Source organism: Pseudomonas multiresinivorans (genome assembly GCF_012971725.1).
GTDB classification, from domain to species: domain Bacteria; phylum Pseudomonadota; class Gammaproteobacteria; order Pseudomonadales; family Pseudomonadaceae; genus Pseudomonas; species Pseudomonas multiresinivorans.
In genome coordinates this window covers 4,369,821-4,385,943 of record NZ_CP048833.1, presented here as the reverse complement: position 1 = coordinate 4,385,943, position 16,123 = coordinate 4,369,821, and the positions used below count along the sequence as shown (strand labels likewise).

Here is a 16,123-nt window from a genome sequence, read left to right as displayed (position 1 = left end):
AAAATGGCGAAAAGCTGACATCTCAACAGCTCGTGACGAAATCTCGACGATTATATCGGCGAACCTACCCGGTACTTGAATGGCCGGAATGCCGCGCCCTGTTGTTATGGCAGGTTCAGCGCCGGCGATTGCGCCAGGCGCGCCACCAGGCGCCGCTCAGGACGAAGCGCGGGAAGGTGACGAACTGCTCGACCAGCAGGCGGCTGATGGCGTCCTTGCGGTCCGTAAAGGGTTCGGGCGCCTGCTCTTCAAGCTTGTGCCCGCGGCCCTGAATGGCCAGCGAGGCGACCATGCCGATCACCCCCAGCAGGATCGACGACAGGCTCAGGCCGAACAGCCCGCTGAGCAGGGTCAGGGCGCCGAGGATGAACAGCGGCACGGCGATGATGTGCAGCGCGAGGTTGGTCGGGTTGCGGTGGTTGGCGGCGTAGCCCTGCCACTGCCAGGCCAGGAGGTTGGGATGACGTTTGCCCATATGGGTGCTCCCGAGACTGAAAAGCCCGGCTGAGCGCAGGCGGGCGGAATATCAGCAGTCTAGGTGCTGCCCCGAAGCCCGCGCCAATGGACGCAGGCTATGCGGGCGATAGGAATTACAGGCGCAATTGGCCGATGGCGCGGCTGAGTTCGCCGGCGAGATTCGCCAACTGGTGGCTGGTGCCGGCCGAGTCCACGGTCTGCTGCACGGTGTGCTCGGTAACGTCGCGGATGCCGACGACCGAGCGGGTCATTTCCTCGGCGACCTGGCTCTGCTGCTCGGCGGCCACGGCGATCTGGGTATTGCTCTCGCGCATCAGCGCCACCGCCGAAGCGATCGCCGCCAGGGCTTCGCCGGCTTCACGGGCTTCCTCGACGCAGCCATCGGCCTTGATCGAGCTTTCCTGCATGAATTCCACGGCGTCACGGGTGCCGGACTGCAGCGCATTGATCATCTGGGTGATCTCATCGGTGGAGTCCTGCACGCGCTTGGCGAGGTTGCGCACTTCATCGGCCACCACGGCGAAACCGCGGCCCATCTCGCCGGCGCGGGCGGCCTCGATGGCCGCGTTGAGGGCGAGCAGGTTGGTCTGTTCGGCGATGCCATGAATCACGCTGACCACGCTGCTGATCTTGTGACTGTCCTGGGCCAGTTGCTGGATCATCTCGGCGGTCTGCTGCACGCCCTGGGACAGCCCGGCAATGGACTGGCCAACGCGGCCGACGACCTGCTGGCCATTGCCGGCGAGGCGATCGGCCTCCTGCGACTGGTCGCGGGTATCGGCGGCGTGCTGGGCGATGTGGTGGACGGTGGTGGACATCTCGTTGATGGCGGTGGCGGCCTGGTCGGTCTCGCTCTGTTGGCCGAGCATGCCCTGGCGCACCTGGCCCATGCTGTTGGCGAGGGTGCGTGCGCCCTCGTCGAGGCGCCCGGCGGCCTGGGCAACGGTGCCGACCACGCGCTGGTAGCCGGCCTGCATGGCGTTGAAGGCAGTGGCCATCTGACCGACTTCGTCGCGGCTTTCCAGCGGCACGCGGGCAGACAGGTCGCCGCTCTTTTCCACGTGCAGCATCACGTCGCGCAGGGTCAGCAGGTGCGTGAGGATGAAGCGGATCAGCAATTGCGAGGCGGCCAGCAGGGCCAGCATCAGCACCAGCACGGCGCCGGCGAAGGGCAGGGCGCGATCCTCGAAGACGCTCCAGAAGTCGGCGCCGGGGGCGAGCACGGCGACGCGCTGGCCATTGCCAATGTCCTGCACGTAGGCTCCGGCCAGCGCGCCGTTACGGTTCTGCGCACCCTGCAGGTCCACCCAGCCGCTGGCGCGGGCGAGGGCCGAGCCGTCAACACCGGCGATCTGCGGTGCGCTGCCGCTGGCGAAGCTGACGAGGTTCGGCGAAGTCGGCAGCGCCGAGCCCGCCGGCCAGCCCTTGAGCATCTGGGCCTGGGCTTCGGCACCCTGGCGTGCCTGCTGGATGCGCCCATCGAGTTCCTGGTGCATGGCGAACAGCACCAGCAGCAGGGTGGTGACGAAGGCGACCGCGTTGACGGCCCAGAATTTGTACTTGAGGGAAATATCGCGGATCCAGGCGGCCATAGATGTCTTCTTGTCGGTCGAATAGTGGCAGGGCGCCATTATTGTCGTGAAAAGGGATGAAGGTGGCCATTGATGGGAATCAAGCCACCTTCCGCTCCCGACTTATCGGCCGAGGAAGGGCATTCTTGAGAGCCGGTTCAAATTTCCGGGAGGTCAAAGAAGCGTCGTGCGCACTCGGTGGTATGGGCAGCGACGCGCTCTGCGCTCTCGCCACGGTGCTGGGCCACGCAGGTCAGCACTTCGGGCAGGTAGGCCGGCTGGTTCCGGCCGTTCTTCGGCTTGGGCCGCAGCGTGCGCGGCAACAGATAAGGTGCGTCGCTTTCCAGCATCAGCCGGCCTTCGGGAATTTCCCGCACCAGTTCCTGCAGATGGGTGCCGCGGCGCTCGTCGCAGATCCAGCCGGTGATGCCGATGTGCAGGTCGAGGTCGAGGTAGGAATAAAGCGTGCGGCGCTCGCCGGTGAAGCAATGCACTACGGCCGCAGGGAGCCGGTCGCGGAAGTCCTTGAGGATCGCCAGCAGGCGCTCTCCGGCATCGCGCTCGTGGATGAATACCGGCAGTTGCAGTTCCACGGCGAGGCCCAGCTGTTCTTCGAAAGCCTTTTCCTGCTGCGGGCGCGGCGAAAAGTCGCGGTTGAAGTCCAGGCCGCATTCGCCGACGGCCTTTACCCGGTCCTCCGCCAGCAGGCCGCGCAGCACCCTGGCGCTGCCGCTGTCCCAGTGGCTGGCTTCATGGGGATGGACACCGGCGGTGCAGTAAAGACGCTGTTCTTCGTCCAGTTGCCGGCACAGGTCCAGGGCCTGTTCGCTGTCGGACAGGCTGGTCCCCGTGAGCACCATCTGGGCGACGCCGGCCTCGATCGCGCGAGCGAGGACCGCTTCACGTTCCGGCTCGAAGCTTGGATGGGTGAGGTTGACGCCGATGTCGATCAGTTGCATTTTTGTTCCCTTTGTCCGGATGCGGAGCATAGCAAAACGCTCTTTCCAGACGAAAATTCTTCAAAAACAACAGGTTGCGGATTATTCCGAAGATATATCGGAAGTTTCGGGTTGGTAATGAGCCCCTCCTGTGAGAATCTTGCGCGCCCTTGGCGGTCGGGAACCCCCGACCGAAACCGCACTCTAATCGGCCCGCCGCCGAGTGCGAGCCCCTGGAGAGCTGGATGACCCGACTGTTGTTGCTACTGCTGTGCCTCGTGGCCCTGACGCCACTGCCGGCGGCCGCGCGCCTGACGGCCCAGCCGGAAAACTGGGAGCAGGAAAGCACCGACGCCCGCGACCTCGCCACGATTCGCTCCGGCGGCACCCTACGGGTTCTGGTCAACCAGAGCCGCAACAGCTCCGGCGAGATCAAGGGCGAACCCATTGGCGTCGAATACCGTCGCCTGCGCGCCTTCGAGCAATACCTCAACGACAGCGCCCCGGGGCGCAAGCCGCTCACCATCAAGTTCATTCCCAAGGCCAAGGATCAATTGCTCGGCGCGCTGCAGCGCGGTGAAGGCGATCTGGTCGCGCCCGGGGAAGTCCTGCTGGCCCGCGATGGCCAGAACGTCAGCCCCAGCCTGCCGTGGAAGGCCGATGTGCCGCTGGTGCTGGTGACCAAGCAGGGCAATCGCAAGTTCGTGCGCCTGGAGCAACTGGCCGGCCGCACCATCACCCTGCCAGCCGGCAGCGCCGCCGGCGAGGCCGTTCGCAAGGTCAACGAGCGCCTGGCGCAGAAGCGCATGGCGCCGCTGGTGCTGGAGTGGACCGATTCCTCCCTGGCGGTGGAAGACGTGCTGGAGATGGTCCAGGCCGGCATCTTCAATTACACCGTGGTCGAGCAGCCCATCGCCGAACGCTGGAGCAAGGTCTTCACCAAGCTGCGTGTCGACCGCCACCTGGTGCTGGACAACAGCGAGCCGATGGCCTGGTACGTTCGCCGCGACGCGCCGATGCTGCGTGCCAGCGTCAACCGCTTCCTCAAGGACTATCGCGCCCCGGCGGACCAGGACGCGGCCTTCCAGCGCCTGTACCGCCGCGCCTACCAGGTGCGCAACCCGTTGCTGGTTCCCGACCGCAAGCGCCTGGAAGCCGTGCGCCCGACCCTGCAACGCTACGGCGAGCAGAGCAAGGTCGACTGGCTGGCCCTGGCCGCCGTGGGCTTCAAGGAATCCAATCTCAATGCCAGTGCGCGCGGCGCTGGCGGCGCTACCGGGCTGATGCAGATCACCCCGGCGGCGGCCCGCGCTGTGGGCGTGGATACCGTGCACCAGAAGGAGAACAACGTGCAGGCAGCCAGCCGTTACATGGCCATGCTGCGCAAGCGGTTCTTCTCCAGCCCGCGCATCAATGAACGGGACCGCATGGCCTTCGTTCTGGCTGCCTACAACGCCGGTCCCGAGCGGGTGCAAAGCCTGCGTGCGGAGGCCAAGCGCCAGGGCCTGAACCCCAACCAGTGGTTCTTCCAGGTCGAGCGCGTGGCGGCCGAGCAGTTGGGCATGGGCGTGGTGAACTACGTCAGTAGCGTCAACAAGTACTATCTTGCATATCAGCGGGAACGTGATGGCCTCGAGCCACGTGAGAGCGTGGCGGCAATCAAGAAGTAATCAGTTTGTTCGATAGTTATAAGCGCGATTTTGCGCTTTTGATATCGTAAAAACTGGTTATATTGGTCGCCAAGCAACCACGGTTGTCACCTACTTCCTACGCAACCCTTCGCTCCCACTAGAGCTCGCACAAGGACGCACCATGAACTCGCTGATCAAATCCATTCTGACCACCAACGCTGGCGCCGGCATCGCTGTCCTGCGCATCACCACCGGCCTGACCTTCATGGCTCACGGCTCGCAGAAGCTCTTCGGCGCCTTCGGTGGCCCGGGTCTGCAAGGCATGGCGGGCTGGCTGGAATCCCTCGGCGTGACTCCTGGCTACCTGATGGCTGCCCTGGCCGGCAGCGCCGAATTCTTCGGCGGCCTGGCCCTGGTCCTCGGCCTGCTGGTGCGCCTGGCGAGCATCCCGCTGATCGTCGCCATGCTGGTCGCGGTGTTCAGCGTGCACCTGGCCAACGGCTTCTTCATCACCGCGAACGGCTTCGAATACGCCTTCACCCTGATCATGATCAGCGTCGCGCTGCTGATCAGCGGCGCCGGCCCGTTCTCGCTGGACCGCAAGCTGTCCAGCTGATCGCCGACGCGATAACGAAAAAGGGCGGGCACCCAAGGTGCCCGCCCTTTTTGTTTGCCTGCGTGAATCAGTGGAACAGGTACTGTACGCCGCCGTTGATCAGGCCGCCGCCCACCAGCAGGAAGGCGAACAGCCCGGCGCCCAGCAGCAGCGGCTTGGGGCCTTCCTTGCGCAGGTCGCCCAGGCGGGTGGCCAGGCCCAGGGCGGCCATTGCCATGCCGAGCATCACGTCATCCAGTTGCTGCAGCGGCGCCAGCCAGCTTTCCGGCACCCAGCCCAGCGAACGCAGGCCGGTCACCAGCAGGAAGAACACGGCGAAACCGGGAATGTGCAGTTTGCGGCGCGCGCCCGGCTCGGCGGCTTCGGCGCAACCGACGCGGCCGAGGATCAGCAGGGCCGGGGCCAGCAGCAGGACTCGCAACATCTTGCTGATCAGCGCGGCGTCGGCGGCGGCCGGGTCCATGGCGCGGCCGGCGGCAACCACCTGGGCGACTTCATGGATGGTCGAGCCGGTGAACACGCCGAAGGCCTGCTCGCTGCCGAACAGATTGGGCAGTGCGGCGTAGATCAGCGGATGCAGCAGCATCGCCAGGGTGCCGAAGAGCACCACGGTGGCTACTGCGACGGCGGTGTGCTCGGCACGCGCCTTGAGTACCGGGCTGCTCGCCATGACCGCAGCGGCTCCACAGATGGCGCTGCCGGCGCCGATCAGCAGGGCGCTCTCGCGCGGCAGCTTGAGCCAGCGTTCGCCGATCCACCAGGCGACAGTCAGGGTGCTGGCGACCATCAGCACGTCGATGATCAATGCTGCCGGGCCGAGGGCGGCGATGTCCTGGAAGGTCAGGCGCAGGCCATAGAGCACCACGCCCAGGCGCAGCAGTTGCTGGCGAGAGAGGTCGATGCCGGGGCGGATGCTGCCGAAACGGGCCAGGCCCAGGTTGCCGGCCAGCAGGCCAATCAGGATGGCCAGGGTCAGGCTGCCCAGCCCCAGGTGCTGCAGCGCGGGAATCTCCATCAGCTGGCGGGAGCCAAAGGCGATGGCCAGGCAGAGCAGGGCGCCAGGGAGGAGGTACGGCGTGCGGCGAAGGGCGTTCATGGATGACTCCTTGTGTAAGGTGAAGCCATGGTGCCGCCGCACTGCTTAGTGTAAAAAAGGATTGTTCTTATTGGGATGACCGGTTTTATCGATATGGGCCCGCGCATCACCCTTCGCCAGTTGGCGACCTTCACCGCGATTGCCGAACTGGGCAATGTCACCCAGGCCGCGGCACGCATCGCTCTGTCGCAGTCCGCCGCCAGCCAGGCGTTGCAGGAGCTGGAGCGTGCACTCGGCACGCGCCTGTTCGACCGCAGCGGCAAGCGCCTGGCGTTGAACGACAACGGCCGCGCCTTCTATCCCAAGGCCAGTGCGCTGTTGGCGCAGAGTGCCGAGCTGGAGAGCCTGTTCGAATCGGCGCCGGTGCAACTTAGCCTCGGTGCCAGCCGCAGCATTGGCGGCTACCTGCTGCCGCAGGTGATGGCCGGCTTTCTCGGCGAATTGCCCGAGAGTCGCCTGGAGCTGCAGGTCGCCAACAGCGGAGGGGTGATCGAGGCGCTGGCCGAGTTCAGGTTGGACGTGGCCTTTATCGAGGCGCCGATCCAGCATCCGCAGATACAGCTGACGCCCTGGATGGCGGACGAGCTGCTTTTGGTGGTGGCGCCGGATCACCCCCTGGCGGCGGCCGAGTGCGTCACCCTGCCGGATCTGGCGGCGGCGCGCTGGGTGCTGCGGGAATCCGGTTCGGGCACGCGGGTGACATTCGAACAGCAGGTGTTGCCGCGCCTGGGCAGCGTCAATGCGCCCCTGGAGGTAAGCAACGCCGAGGCGATCAAGCAGTTGGTAGCGAGCGGTTTCGGCATCGGTTGCCTGTCGCAGCGTGTCGTACAGGCGGAGCTCGCGCGCGGCGAGCTGGTGCAGTTGGATAATCCGCTGGGGCCGCTGCGGCGCACCTTCTTCCGTGCGCTGCACATCGACAAGTACCCCACGGCTGGCCTGCGACGCTTCCTCGATTACGCCCAGGACTGGGCAGCTCGATCAGACGCTATCTAGCGGCCACTCGCCGATGGCGCGGTAGCGCACGCCGGTGGGGCTGTTCTCCGAGCTGAACAGCGCCACGGCCTGGGCCGGTAGCAGAAACGACGCTGTGGCAGCCGGTGTCTGGTGGGCGTGGCGCGCGAGGGTGATGTGGGGATGGAAGGGGCGGTGCTCGACTTCGAATCCGCCTGTTCGCAACTCTTCGCGCAATGCATGCACCAGCTCATGCAGGGCGGGCGGCACGGTGCTCGGCGCCAGGTGCAGGATGCCATTGCTCCAGCGGGCGATGTGGTCCAGTTTCAGGTTGAAGCCCTGGCTCGGCAGACGTTCGCCGATGGCACGCAATTCCGCCTTGCGGCCGCGCGGGACGGAGCCGAGAAAAGCCAGGGTCAGGTGCAGATTGGCCTGGGCAACGGGTTGGCCGTCCAGGTGCAGGCCATCGCGCCAGGCGCAGATTTGCGCTGCCAGCGGCGCCAGGCAGGGCAGGGCGAAGAACAGCCGCAGGGGTGGCGTGGTCATCGACTGAAGTCTCCTTGACAGCTTTGCCGGGGCTTCTCTAGGATGCCGCACAGCGCCGATTTAAGTAGCAACTTGCGGGGCGCGGATGCAGCGATGGCTGACATCGAAATACCGCTAAAGCGCTGGTTCGGTGTGCCTCTCGCCGCGTCCAGCAGGACCCCTGAGGCGGAGACGTGACACCATGACCTGTCCCAACCCGCATGTACGCCTGGCCCCGATCACCACGGGCCTGGTACGCCGCAATCCGAAGATTCTCCTGGGCGGCAATCACCAGCCCACTCTCGTCCGTTACCTCGATGGCTGGCCCAAGCGCTGGAACGGCTCGCGTACCTTCCTGATCCAATTCGCTGAAACCTTTGCCGATCTCGCGCGCTTCCCGTCCGACAGCTTTGACTTCGCGGTGGTCCAGTCGCCGGTGGCCGAGCAGCTGGAGTCGGCCATCCACGAGCTGACCCGCGTCGCCCGCCAGGGTCTGATCACTCGGCGCCCGCCGTCGCTCTGAGCTCCAGGTTAAGCCTGCAGGAGCGAGCTTGCTCGCGAACGGATTTCCCGGCAGCTCCAGTGCTGGGCGGGTTCGCGAGCAAGCTCGCTCCTACGGGAGTCTTGTGCGTTCAGGGGTACTCGATTTCCACCACGAACCAGAGCTTCTCGCCGGAGGGGCTGTGCACCATCACCTCGGCGTCCAGCTCCTTGCCCACCAGGGCGCGGGCCAGCGGCGAGTCGATGCTGATGTGGTTGTTGCGCAGGTCCAGTTCGTCCGGGCCGACGATGCGGTAGCGGGCCTGTTCGCCGTCCTCGTCTTCCAGTGTGACCCAGGCGCCGAAGTAGACCTTGTTCGGATTTGCCGGGCGCTCGCTGACCACCTTGCAGTTTTCCAGGCGCTTGCGCAGGAAACGCACGCGGCTGTCGATCTCCCGCAGCATCTTCTTGCCGTAGGTGTATTATCACCCCATACATAAAACATACTATTTAATAGAGTATGCCATCCGTATACCGTTAAAATAGGGCTTCACAGGGCTTAGGCTATCTGCGTAGTATCTCTAGGAGCGTACTATTTCTAGAGGCGTTGATGGCTTACGTTCTGAAGGTCAAGGCAAGGTACAGAGAGGACAACACGGGGCGCGAGCTACGGCTTCCTGCGCTTTTGACCGAGAATGGTTTGCTGATGTCGCATCTTCGCTACTTGGCGGAGAAGGCCAGCAAAGGGCAGTCGTGGAGGGAGCGGTCGGCGTTCGCAGTCATGCTTCTGCTCAAGTACATCAATGCAAACGAAGGCGTGTTTGGTACGACCACGGAGCTGCTCCGGAGCTTCGATGCTGCTTTACGTGCAGGCACCATCAATCCTGCAACTCTTGAGGATCCTTCTGGCCTCTATTGGCGTTCTCGAACCGCGGAGGACGCTGACAATCTTGTCTATCTAATCACCGAGTACACCGACTGGCGCTCACAGAAGGTTGAGTACAACGCACAACCTGTGAACCCATTTCGTCTCGCAACGAACGCCGAGCAACGCTTGAACTGGTGTGCATATCTCCACAAGCACGAGCGAGTTTTTCTCAATCACCTGCCAGGGGCCAAAGAGGCGCGGAAACGTACTCGCTACGCTCGCACGATCGCTCGAGTTGGTGCGGCTCCCTTAGATGTGGAGGAGGTGAAGAGGTTTCCGGAGGACAATATCCTCAAGCTGTTGGACGAAGGCTTCATTCGGGCGAATAACAAGTGGGATCCTGACCGCGACAAGCGGACTGACTGGAAAGGCAGGGCTCTGACACTGCTAATGCACTATGGCGGTATCCGCAAGAGCGAAGCCTTTCAGCTCTACCTGACCGATATTGATATCGACCCGGAACGCCTTGAGGCGATCGTGCGGATCTACCACCCATCTGAGGGTGCATCTCCGGAGGAGGGCTATTCGTCGCGTAAGGAATACCTTGCGCAACGTTTCCATCGAGTTCCTCGAACTGAGTACTTGAAAAGCGAGCGGCTACATGCTGGCTGGAAAGCTCCAGTCCTTAGTAGTAGTGAGAAATTCTTTAAAGTTGAATTCTTTCCTCCTGCTAAGGCAACTGAGTTTCTGCATGCGTACCAGAAGTATCTGATACATCAGCGTGTTGAACCTGAATACCTAGACCACCCCTATGCGTTCACCAATTCCTTGGGGCAGCCGGAAACAATTAAGAATTTCCAGCGTATTCACAAAGACGCTGTGAATCGTATTGGTTTGGAGCATGCCAAGAATTTGGGGACAACCGAACATGGGCATCGTCATGCGTACGGCTATCGATTGAGTGCCCACGGGTTCTCGGGTGTTGAGATTCAAAAGATGATGCGTCATAGAACTCTTGAGGCACATTTGGCATATACGCAGCCAACTCATAAGGATGTTCGAGAGAAGATGGACAAGAAAGTAAAGGAGTACGGTTTGTGAAAGGACGCTACTACACTTTTAGTGAAGCTTCCCGAGTGGTTAGGAAGCTGTCAATTCGTACGTTGAAAGAGTATACCCGCCGCCGCCACGAAGATCCGATGCTCCCGCCTCGTCCTTACAGTTATTATACAGAGTGGAGAGGTGAATTGGATTTCCTGGGGAAATCATTTTATCCGTCGCTTAAAGAGGCTGCGGTAGCGGTTAGGCTCCTCAATATCAAAACGATCAGTGAGTATCAGTCTCGTTATCGAGAGGATCCGCTCTTGCCTGCTGCTCCCGATCAATTCTATCGAGCAGATTGGATAGGGTATCCAGAATTTTTTGGAGTACCTCGTAAAGTGGATTACAAGACTTTCGAAGAGGCAGCAAAATCTGCAAGAAGTCTTGGTGTGCGTACTAAGGCCGAGTACAAAAAGCGGTACTCTGAAGATCCGTACTTGCCGTGCCATCCGGAGCGCTTGTACAAAAGTGAATGGAATGGTTACGGGGACTTTCTAAGTGGTGTTAAGAAGCCGCAGCCCTATGAAACCCTAGCTGAGGCATCAGAGTCTGCTAGACGCCTGAAAATAAAGACCAGGGAGGAATACGAGTCTCGATACAAAGAGGATTCGCGCCTTCCTTATAAACCTTGGAGTCTTTACAAAAAAGAGTGGAAAGACTTTCGTGACTTCTTAGGTACAGGGGAAAGCCGCTTCTACGCCTCATTGACCGAGGCGTCCAGTGCAGCTAAGGCCTTAGGTATCTCATCGGTACTTGAATATGATAATAAATATAAACAGGATCCGAGGTTGCCATCTCATCCGGATTATGTATATTCGAATGAGTGGGAGAGCTGGCGCGTATTTCTTTTCGTGGAAGTGCCAGTTACATATGAAGACATCAGCTCCGCTTCTAAAGCGGCCAAGAAGATAGGTATAAAGTCGAGGGCTGATTATGTAGCGCACTGCCGGTTAGATTTAAGACTTCCCTTAGAGCCTGCGGTCGAATACAAAGATTCCTGGGGCGGTTGGGAAGAATTTCTTGGAATAAGCGAATCAGTAGCGAAAGCGGGCTATTTTCCTAGCTACGAAGATGCTAGGGCAGTTATTCGCAGGGTTTCAGTATCAACTCGTGATGCTTACTTAGTAACGGTCGCGATGGATAGCAGATTTCCGTTATCTCCTGAAAAGTACTATAAAGAATTTTGGCGTGGGTGGGATGACTTTCTCGGTGCTGAATTGCTTGAGGGAGAATATGCGACCTATGCTGTGGCGCGTGAAGCTGCTCAGAAGTTTAATTTCAAGAACCATTACGAATACGCGAAGAATTGCAAAAGGTTTGATCCGCGATTGCCGGACAATCCTAAGGAGTGTTATTTCAATGATTGGAGGAGTTGGTCGGATTATCTTAAAGGGTCTAGGCGGATAAATCCTTATAGTTTAAAGGAGGCCTCTCTTCGGGCTATTGAGCTAGGTGCTCGTTCAAGTGCAGAGTATTTGAAAGCTTGTAAGCTAGATAATATGCTTCCCTTGAATCCTGCGGTTGCGTTTAAGAGTCAATGGGCTGGTTGGAGTAGTTTTCTCGAGCTGCCTCCCAGGTTTTACGAATCTCTTTCTTCGGCTAGTGCTGCAGCGAAGCAACTGGGGATTAAGACGTATACTGAGTACAGGACTCGCTTTCGCGAAGATGGGCGATTACCTGCATATCCAGCAAAGATATATCCCAGTGAATGGAAGGGTTTTTCGCACTTCATTGGCGCGGAAGAAAAGTATTCCACTCTAGCAGAGGCAAGCGAAGCCGCGCAGAAGCTAGGTTTTACATCTGCGGCTGCATATAAGGCGGGCTACAAAGCTGATCCAAAGTTGCCTGCGAGACCAGAGTTCACTTATAAGAGCGAATGGAGAACTTGGGGTGTTTTTTTTGGACTTGTGGGAAAATACAGCTACCGAGAAGCTGGTGCTGTCGCGCGCCGATTGGGCGTTTTCTCTTATAGTGATTACAGGATCTTGCAGTGCCAAGATTCTCGCCTGCCTAGTCTTGCTCCCGTTTATTACGGGAAGGAATGGCTGGGGTGGGAAGACTTTCTCTTGCCGTCTAAAGTCGAGAATTTGGCAGATGTCAAATATGCAGTAAAAGTTCTTAAAATCAAAAATAGCAAAGACTATCGCGAAAGGTATAAAGATTATCCTTGCCTGCCTGCAAACCCTGACAGAGTTTTCAGCGGAGAATGGGTTGATTGGTACGATCTTTGCGATATTCCCCGTCCCTATAGTTATGATGAATTGCGCTTTCTTGTCATAGATGGCGGTGTAACGGGCGAGCTCATGTATAAGCAGTTTGCCATAGACAGAAAGGATCCTAGGATCCCTCGTGACCCGGCTACCGTTTACAAGGAACAGTGGAAGAGTTGGTATGAGTTTACCGGTAAGGCAGAGCCGTTCCGAGTTGGATTCATCCGTGCGCCGTATTTGTCTTGGGCTAATTATCTCAGCGAATTTCTTGAAGTAACGCGATCTCGGCCTACTAAAGAGACAAATCTGTGTAGGTTTGTTCGAGACTTTATTCAGAAATACGATTTTGGATATAGTCCGCTTGTGTTTTACACGGCGCAGAGAATTGATTTGAGTCTGTTTTCGGAGTTTCTCTATAGTGTGCCCGGCGGAAACGCACAAAACATTCTCTCGTCGGTTAAGGAGTTTTCGGAATTCATCTTGCGAGAAAAACTTACGCTTGAGGATGAGGAGACTGGCGAAGTTGTTCTTGTGCCAGGTGCTGTTAATCCTTTTATTAGCTTTTCTTATGATGGTGAAGATTCTAGTAGTAAGGCAGGAGAAACCAATAAGCCTGCGCTGGCCTACCAGTATGTTCAAGCACTAAATAACTGGATGGTTCCCGATGATGCACGCAGCTTCGCGGATTTAGCGCATTTGCATGAATATGATGCGGACTGGTTCGAGGTGCACCCTTCACTTATTGATAAAAGTGATCCTGATTGCGTATACAAGGAAGAGGCTGGAAGAACCAAGATGTGGTATCCGGGATTTTGGATGCATACGCTTGCGCTTGCTTCCGTTCCCGCTCGTGGGCGCCAGCTCGCTTACAATGATTCGGGGGAGGCGGATGATGAAATTCCGAAGGTGGTTGATGGTAAGATCGTGTGGGTGCGTAATGACTCTCCGCTTGCAGGTATGACGAAAAGCCAAGGATTCGTTAAGAAGTTCCCCGATGGTATTGGAATGCAATTTACCTCAAACAAGACGGCATCGCGCGGTGAGGGGTATGACGTTGCTTGGATGCCAGAGAAGCTAGCGATCTGGATGATTCGCTTTCGGGACTGGCAAGCCAAGTACAACCCTATTAAGAGGGTTATGCCGTGGATTGAGTGTGTTAATACTGAGCTGAATAAGGCTCAGTTGAAGAGGAAGGGAGCTAATTGCTTTTTGTTTCGTGATTTTGGTGGAGAGGAGTGCGGCGTTTACAGTCTTCGGCTGAAGTGTCGCTTGGCCATTGCTCTATATCATAGTCAGCCGACGGGGATTGCACTTGCCGAGTGTCGGGGTAATCCAAGAGCTGTTACATCTTACGATACGAAATATACTCCGCACAGTATGCGGGTGAGTCTTATCACTGCATACATAATGGAGTTTGGTCTTCCGATTGAAATCGTGATGAAGATTGCGGGGCATAGCAATATCGTCATGTCGATTTACTATGTAAAGCTTAATGCAGAAGGGTTAAGGGTGAGGTTTGCTGAGGGCGAGAAGAGGGCCCTTTCGAATAAGGTTTATGCTGCAATTCAGATGCTGGAGCAGAACAGGATCGAAGAGCTTAGGAGTGAGCTGATCCACAATAATGAGCAGGCTATCCAGAGGTTTACTGGGACTGCTTTGCCTGGAAGCCTCCTCTTTCGCGATTACGGATTTTGCCCGTTCGCAGGTACACGCTGCGAAGATGGCGGCCCTGAGATCAAATCAACCCGGGTGCGCGAGCCTATCAATGGCGGGCATCTTGGTATGCAGAACTGTATCCGCTGTCGCCATTTCGTTACGGGGCCTGTGTTTATTGGCGGTTTGTTGTCGCTAGCGAATGAGATTTCTCTTCAGACGTCAATTCAGTTTGAGCATATTGAAGGGCTGAATGAGAAGATTGATGGTATTTCTCAAGCTATCGATGATCTGGACGATGCTCAATATGATGCTGAAAAGTCTGGAAATAAGTTTGATGCTTCTGAGCGTGCAACTCTCGAAATGAAGTGTCGTAAGCTGAAGTCCGAAATTGAGAGTGCTTCTAAAAAAGCAGACCTTTATCTCTGTGATCTCCAGGCAGTGACTCGGTTGATTAATCAGAGCCAAGCTGTGATGAATGAACAGGTTTCGACAGAGGAGAACAACAACCTTCCTCAGTTAATTATTCAAAGCGGGCATGAGTTGGAAGTTGCATTTGAGGAGTCATCGAGATTTCATTTGCTTAGTGAGGTTTGCGAAAATGCGGAAATATACGAGTCTGCATCAGCGGCGCTTGCCCTTCCTACGCGCTCACAAATGCTTGATAAAATGATTGAACTCAATCACATGACGCCAAAGATGTTTACACTTGATAAGGAGCAGCAGCTGGTTTTGGGAAACCAGTTGACGAAACTCTTTCTGTCGCGTGTTAAATCGTGGTCAAAGGTCGATGCGTTGATTGAGGGTAAGTTGATGTTGGCGGACTTGGCAGAACACGAACGGATTGAGCCTAAGGATATCGCAGAGATTCTTGGACGCGGTCATCGTTTGATTGCGGGCGATGCTCAGCGGGCGCTTGAAGGGGAACTCCTCTAATGGATCCTAAGGCCATGCTTGAGCACCTTAAGTCCACTGGGACTGCCCGAACCCATGCGACCCTGGATGCTATTTACGTGGTGTGCGAGGAACAGGTCGCTCGAGATAGTTCAGATTTCAGCTTCGCGACCGTGGCTCGCTTGGGGGCGGGTAGAGGAGTTCCGAAGGCGCAGAGTATTCGAAACGCAACTGGCGCGCCCTATCGAGCATTGATCGAGTCTTTTGCAACTGCGCATCCGCCGAAGAAGAAGGTGCGTAGGTCAACGAAGGCTGATGCATGGATTGATGAGTTGCCAAGCGCTCGGCACAAGCTTCTGGTGAATATGCTGGTTGCTGAGCTGGCAGAAGCGCGTCGAGTGATCAAGGAGGTAGTGCCGCCAAATTTGGAGATCTACGTCGATGCTCGCAAGAGCGCGCGGGCAGCTTTTAAGTTGGATGACGTCGAGCGGCGTGCCTTGGAATACCTTCTTTCGGAGGACTTCATGAGAAAGTGGAATTTTAAAAAGGGTGATAGAGGCGACGTTCTCGATGCAGGCGGTACGCGGGTGTTCAAGCCTGGAACGATTGCAGCCCTTGAGAAGGCTCTCAAGCACCTCTAAAGCGTCGCGCGGCGTTTGGGGGAAGGCAGCGCGGACTACCGCAGATTGCCCTTCCATCTCCTGGAGAGCTAGCCGCCGACGGTGTGAACCCTCAAGGAACCCTATGCCCACGCAACCGTCGGCAAAGCTATCGATGGTTGCTCTTAGGGCGCCGCATCGAGCCCAACGCAATGGCTTCAGCGAGACACCAGCCCCTTCCGCAGCCTGGTGAGCCTCAGGCCGCGGCGGGGCGCGTTAAAGCTATGCGATGTTGACAACAAAGGGCTCGCTCTTCGCTACACACTCGCCATGCTTGACGATGAAGCACTGCATCGTGTGAGAGCCTGGATATAAGGCATTCTCGCTCCACTGCAGATTGCTTTTGGAGGACTCGACTCCTTCAAAGTTGCCTCGCAATTTCTTGGCAGCTGCAGCCGTTGCGCGTGGAAGGATTGTTGTTCCAATTTAAGAATTGGTTGATAGATTGTTTTC

The 16,123-nt window shown here is 58.0% G+C and carries 13 protein-coding genes and 1 pseudogene; 7 read left to right on the top strand and 7 right to left on the bottom strand.

What is annotated here, in order from left to right:
- Positions 1 to 115: 115 nt before the first annotated feature.
- The 3 genes from G4G71_RS19860 to G4G71_RS19850 all read right to left on the bottom strand — a co-directional run bounded on the left by G4G71_RS19860 (position 116) and on the right by G4G71_RS19850 (position 3,007).
- Entirely contained in the window at positions 116 to 475 is a 360-nt protein-coding gene (locus G4G71_RS19860; protein WP_169939670.1) for an Mpo1-like protein, read from the bottom strand.
- Between the two features lie 115 nt (positions 476 to 590).
- Positions 591 to 2,069, bottom strand: a complete 1,479-nt coding sequence (locus tag G4G71_RS19855) for a methyl-accepting chemotaxis protein (RefSeq protein ID WP_169939669.1) — start codon at positions 2,067 to 2,069, stop codon at positions 591 to 593.
- A gap of 137 nt (positions 2,070 to 2,206) precedes the next feature.
- Positions 2,207 to 3,007 carry a TatD family hydrolase gene (locus G4G71_RS19850; RefSeq protein ID WP_169939668.1) on the bottom strand — a complete coding sequence of 267 codons (801 nt, stop codon included), beginning with the start codon at positions 3,005 to 3,007 and terminating at the stop codon, positions 2,207 to 2,209.
- 224 nt (positions 3,008 to 3,231) lie between these two features.
- On the opposite strand from G4G71_RS19850, the gene G4G71_RS19845 reads away from it, so the two are divergent.
- Both G4G71_RS19845 and G4G71_RS19840 read left to right on the top strand, forming a co-directional pair.
- Complete coding sequence (locus G4G71_RS19845; protein ID WP_169939667.1) at positions 3,232 to 4,656, top strand: MltF family protein; 1,425 nt, start codon at positions 3,232 to 3,234, stop codon at positions 4,654 to 4,656.
- Between the two features lie 142 nt (positions 4,657 to 4,798).
- Complete coding sequence (locus G4G71_RS19840; RefSeq protein WP_017517576.1) at positions 4,799 to 5,233, top strand: DoxX family protein; 435 nt, start codon at positions 4,799 to 4,801, stop codon at positions 5,231 to 5,233.
- A gap of 67 nt (positions 5,234 to 5,300) precedes the next feature.
- Here G4G71_RS19840 and G4G71_RS19835 read toward each other — a convergent pair whose 3' ends face one another.
- Positions 5,301 to 6,329 (bottom strand): YeiH family protein, encoded by a 1,029-nt coding sequence (locus G4G71_RS19835; RefSeq protein WP_169939666.1) that lies wholly within the window; start codon positions 6,327 to 6,329, stop codon positions 5,301 to 5,303.
- Positions 6,330 to 6,404: 75 nt separating this feature from the next.
- On the opposite strand from G4G71_RS19835, the gene G4G71_RS19830 reads away from it, so the two are divergent.
- On the top strand, positions 6,405 to 7,322 hold the full coding sequence (locus G4G71_RS19830) for a LysR family transcriptional regulator (RefSeq protein WP_240964817.1): 918 nt from the start codon (positions 6,405 to 6,407) through the stop codon (positions 7,320 to 7,322).
- Here G4G71_RS19830 and thpR read toward each other — a convergent pair.
- The gene (gene thpR, locus G4G71_RS19825; RefSeq protein WP_169939665.1) at positions 7,308 to 7,826 is read right to left on the bottom strand and encodes an RNA 2',3'-cyclic phosphodiesterase; all 519 of its coding nucleotides are present in this window, start codon (positions 7,824 to 7,826) and stop codon (positions 7,308 to 7,310) included. The two genes, G4G71_RS19830 and thpR, sit on opposite strands and share 15 nt — an antisense overlap.
- Positions 7,827 to 8,007: 181 nt before the next feature.
- On the opposite strand from thpR, the gene G4G71_RS19820 reads away from it, so the two are divergent.
- Positions 8,008 to 8,328 (top strand): hypothetical protein, encoded by a 321-nt coding sequence (locus G4G71_RS19820; protein ID WP_054909696.1) that lies wholly within the window; start codon positions 8,008 to 8,010, stop codon positions 8,326 to 8,328.
- Between the two features lie 109 nt (positions 8,329 to 8,437).
- On the opposite strand, the pseudogene greB reads toward G4G71_RS19820, so the two are convergent.
- Positions 8,438 to 8,767 (bottom strand): annotated as a pseudogene (greB, locus tag G4G71_RS19815) (transcription elongation factor GreB); the annotation flags it as partial.
- 128 nt (positions 8,768 to 8,895) lie between these two features.
- Between greB and gmtY the strand changes: the two are divergent.
- The 3 genes from gmtY to gmtX are packed head-to-tail and all read left to right on the top strand — an operon-like array spanning position 8,896 to position 15,652.
- The gene (gene gmtY, locus G4G71_RS19810) at positions 8,896 to 10,254 is read left to right on the top strand and encodes a gamma-mobile-trio recombinase GmtY (RefSeq protein ID WP_169939664.1); all 1,359 of its coding nucleotides are present in this window, start codon (positions 8,896 to 8,898) and stop codon (positions 10,252 to 10,254) included.
- Positions 10,251 to 15,053, top strand: a complete 4,803-nt coding sequence (gmtZ, locus tag G4G71_RS19805) for a gamma-mobile-trio integrase GmtZ (RefSeq protein ID WP_169939663.1) — start codon at positions 10,251 to 10,253, stop codon at positions 15,051 to 15,053. The genes gmtY and gmtZ overlap by 4 nt, the downstream gene beginning before the upstream one ends.
- Before the next feature lie 14 nt (positions 15,054 to 15,067).
- Positions 15,068 to 15,652, top strand: coding sequence for a gamma-mobile-trio protein GmtX (gene gmtX / locus G4G71_RS19800; protein WP_169939662.1), 585 nt, complete (start codon positions 15,068 to 15,070; stop codon positions 15,650 to 15,652).
- A gap of 240 nt (positions 15,653 to 15,892) precedes the next feature.
- Here the strand turns inward: gmtX and G4G71_RS30265 are convergent, their stop codons facing one another.
- Entirely contained in the window at positions 15,893 to 16,048 is a 156-nt protein-coding gene (locus G4G71_RS30265) for a nucleotide-binding domain-containing protein (RefSeq protein ID WP_169939661.1), read from the bottom strand.
- Positions 16,049 to 16,123 lie beyond the last annotated feature (75 nt).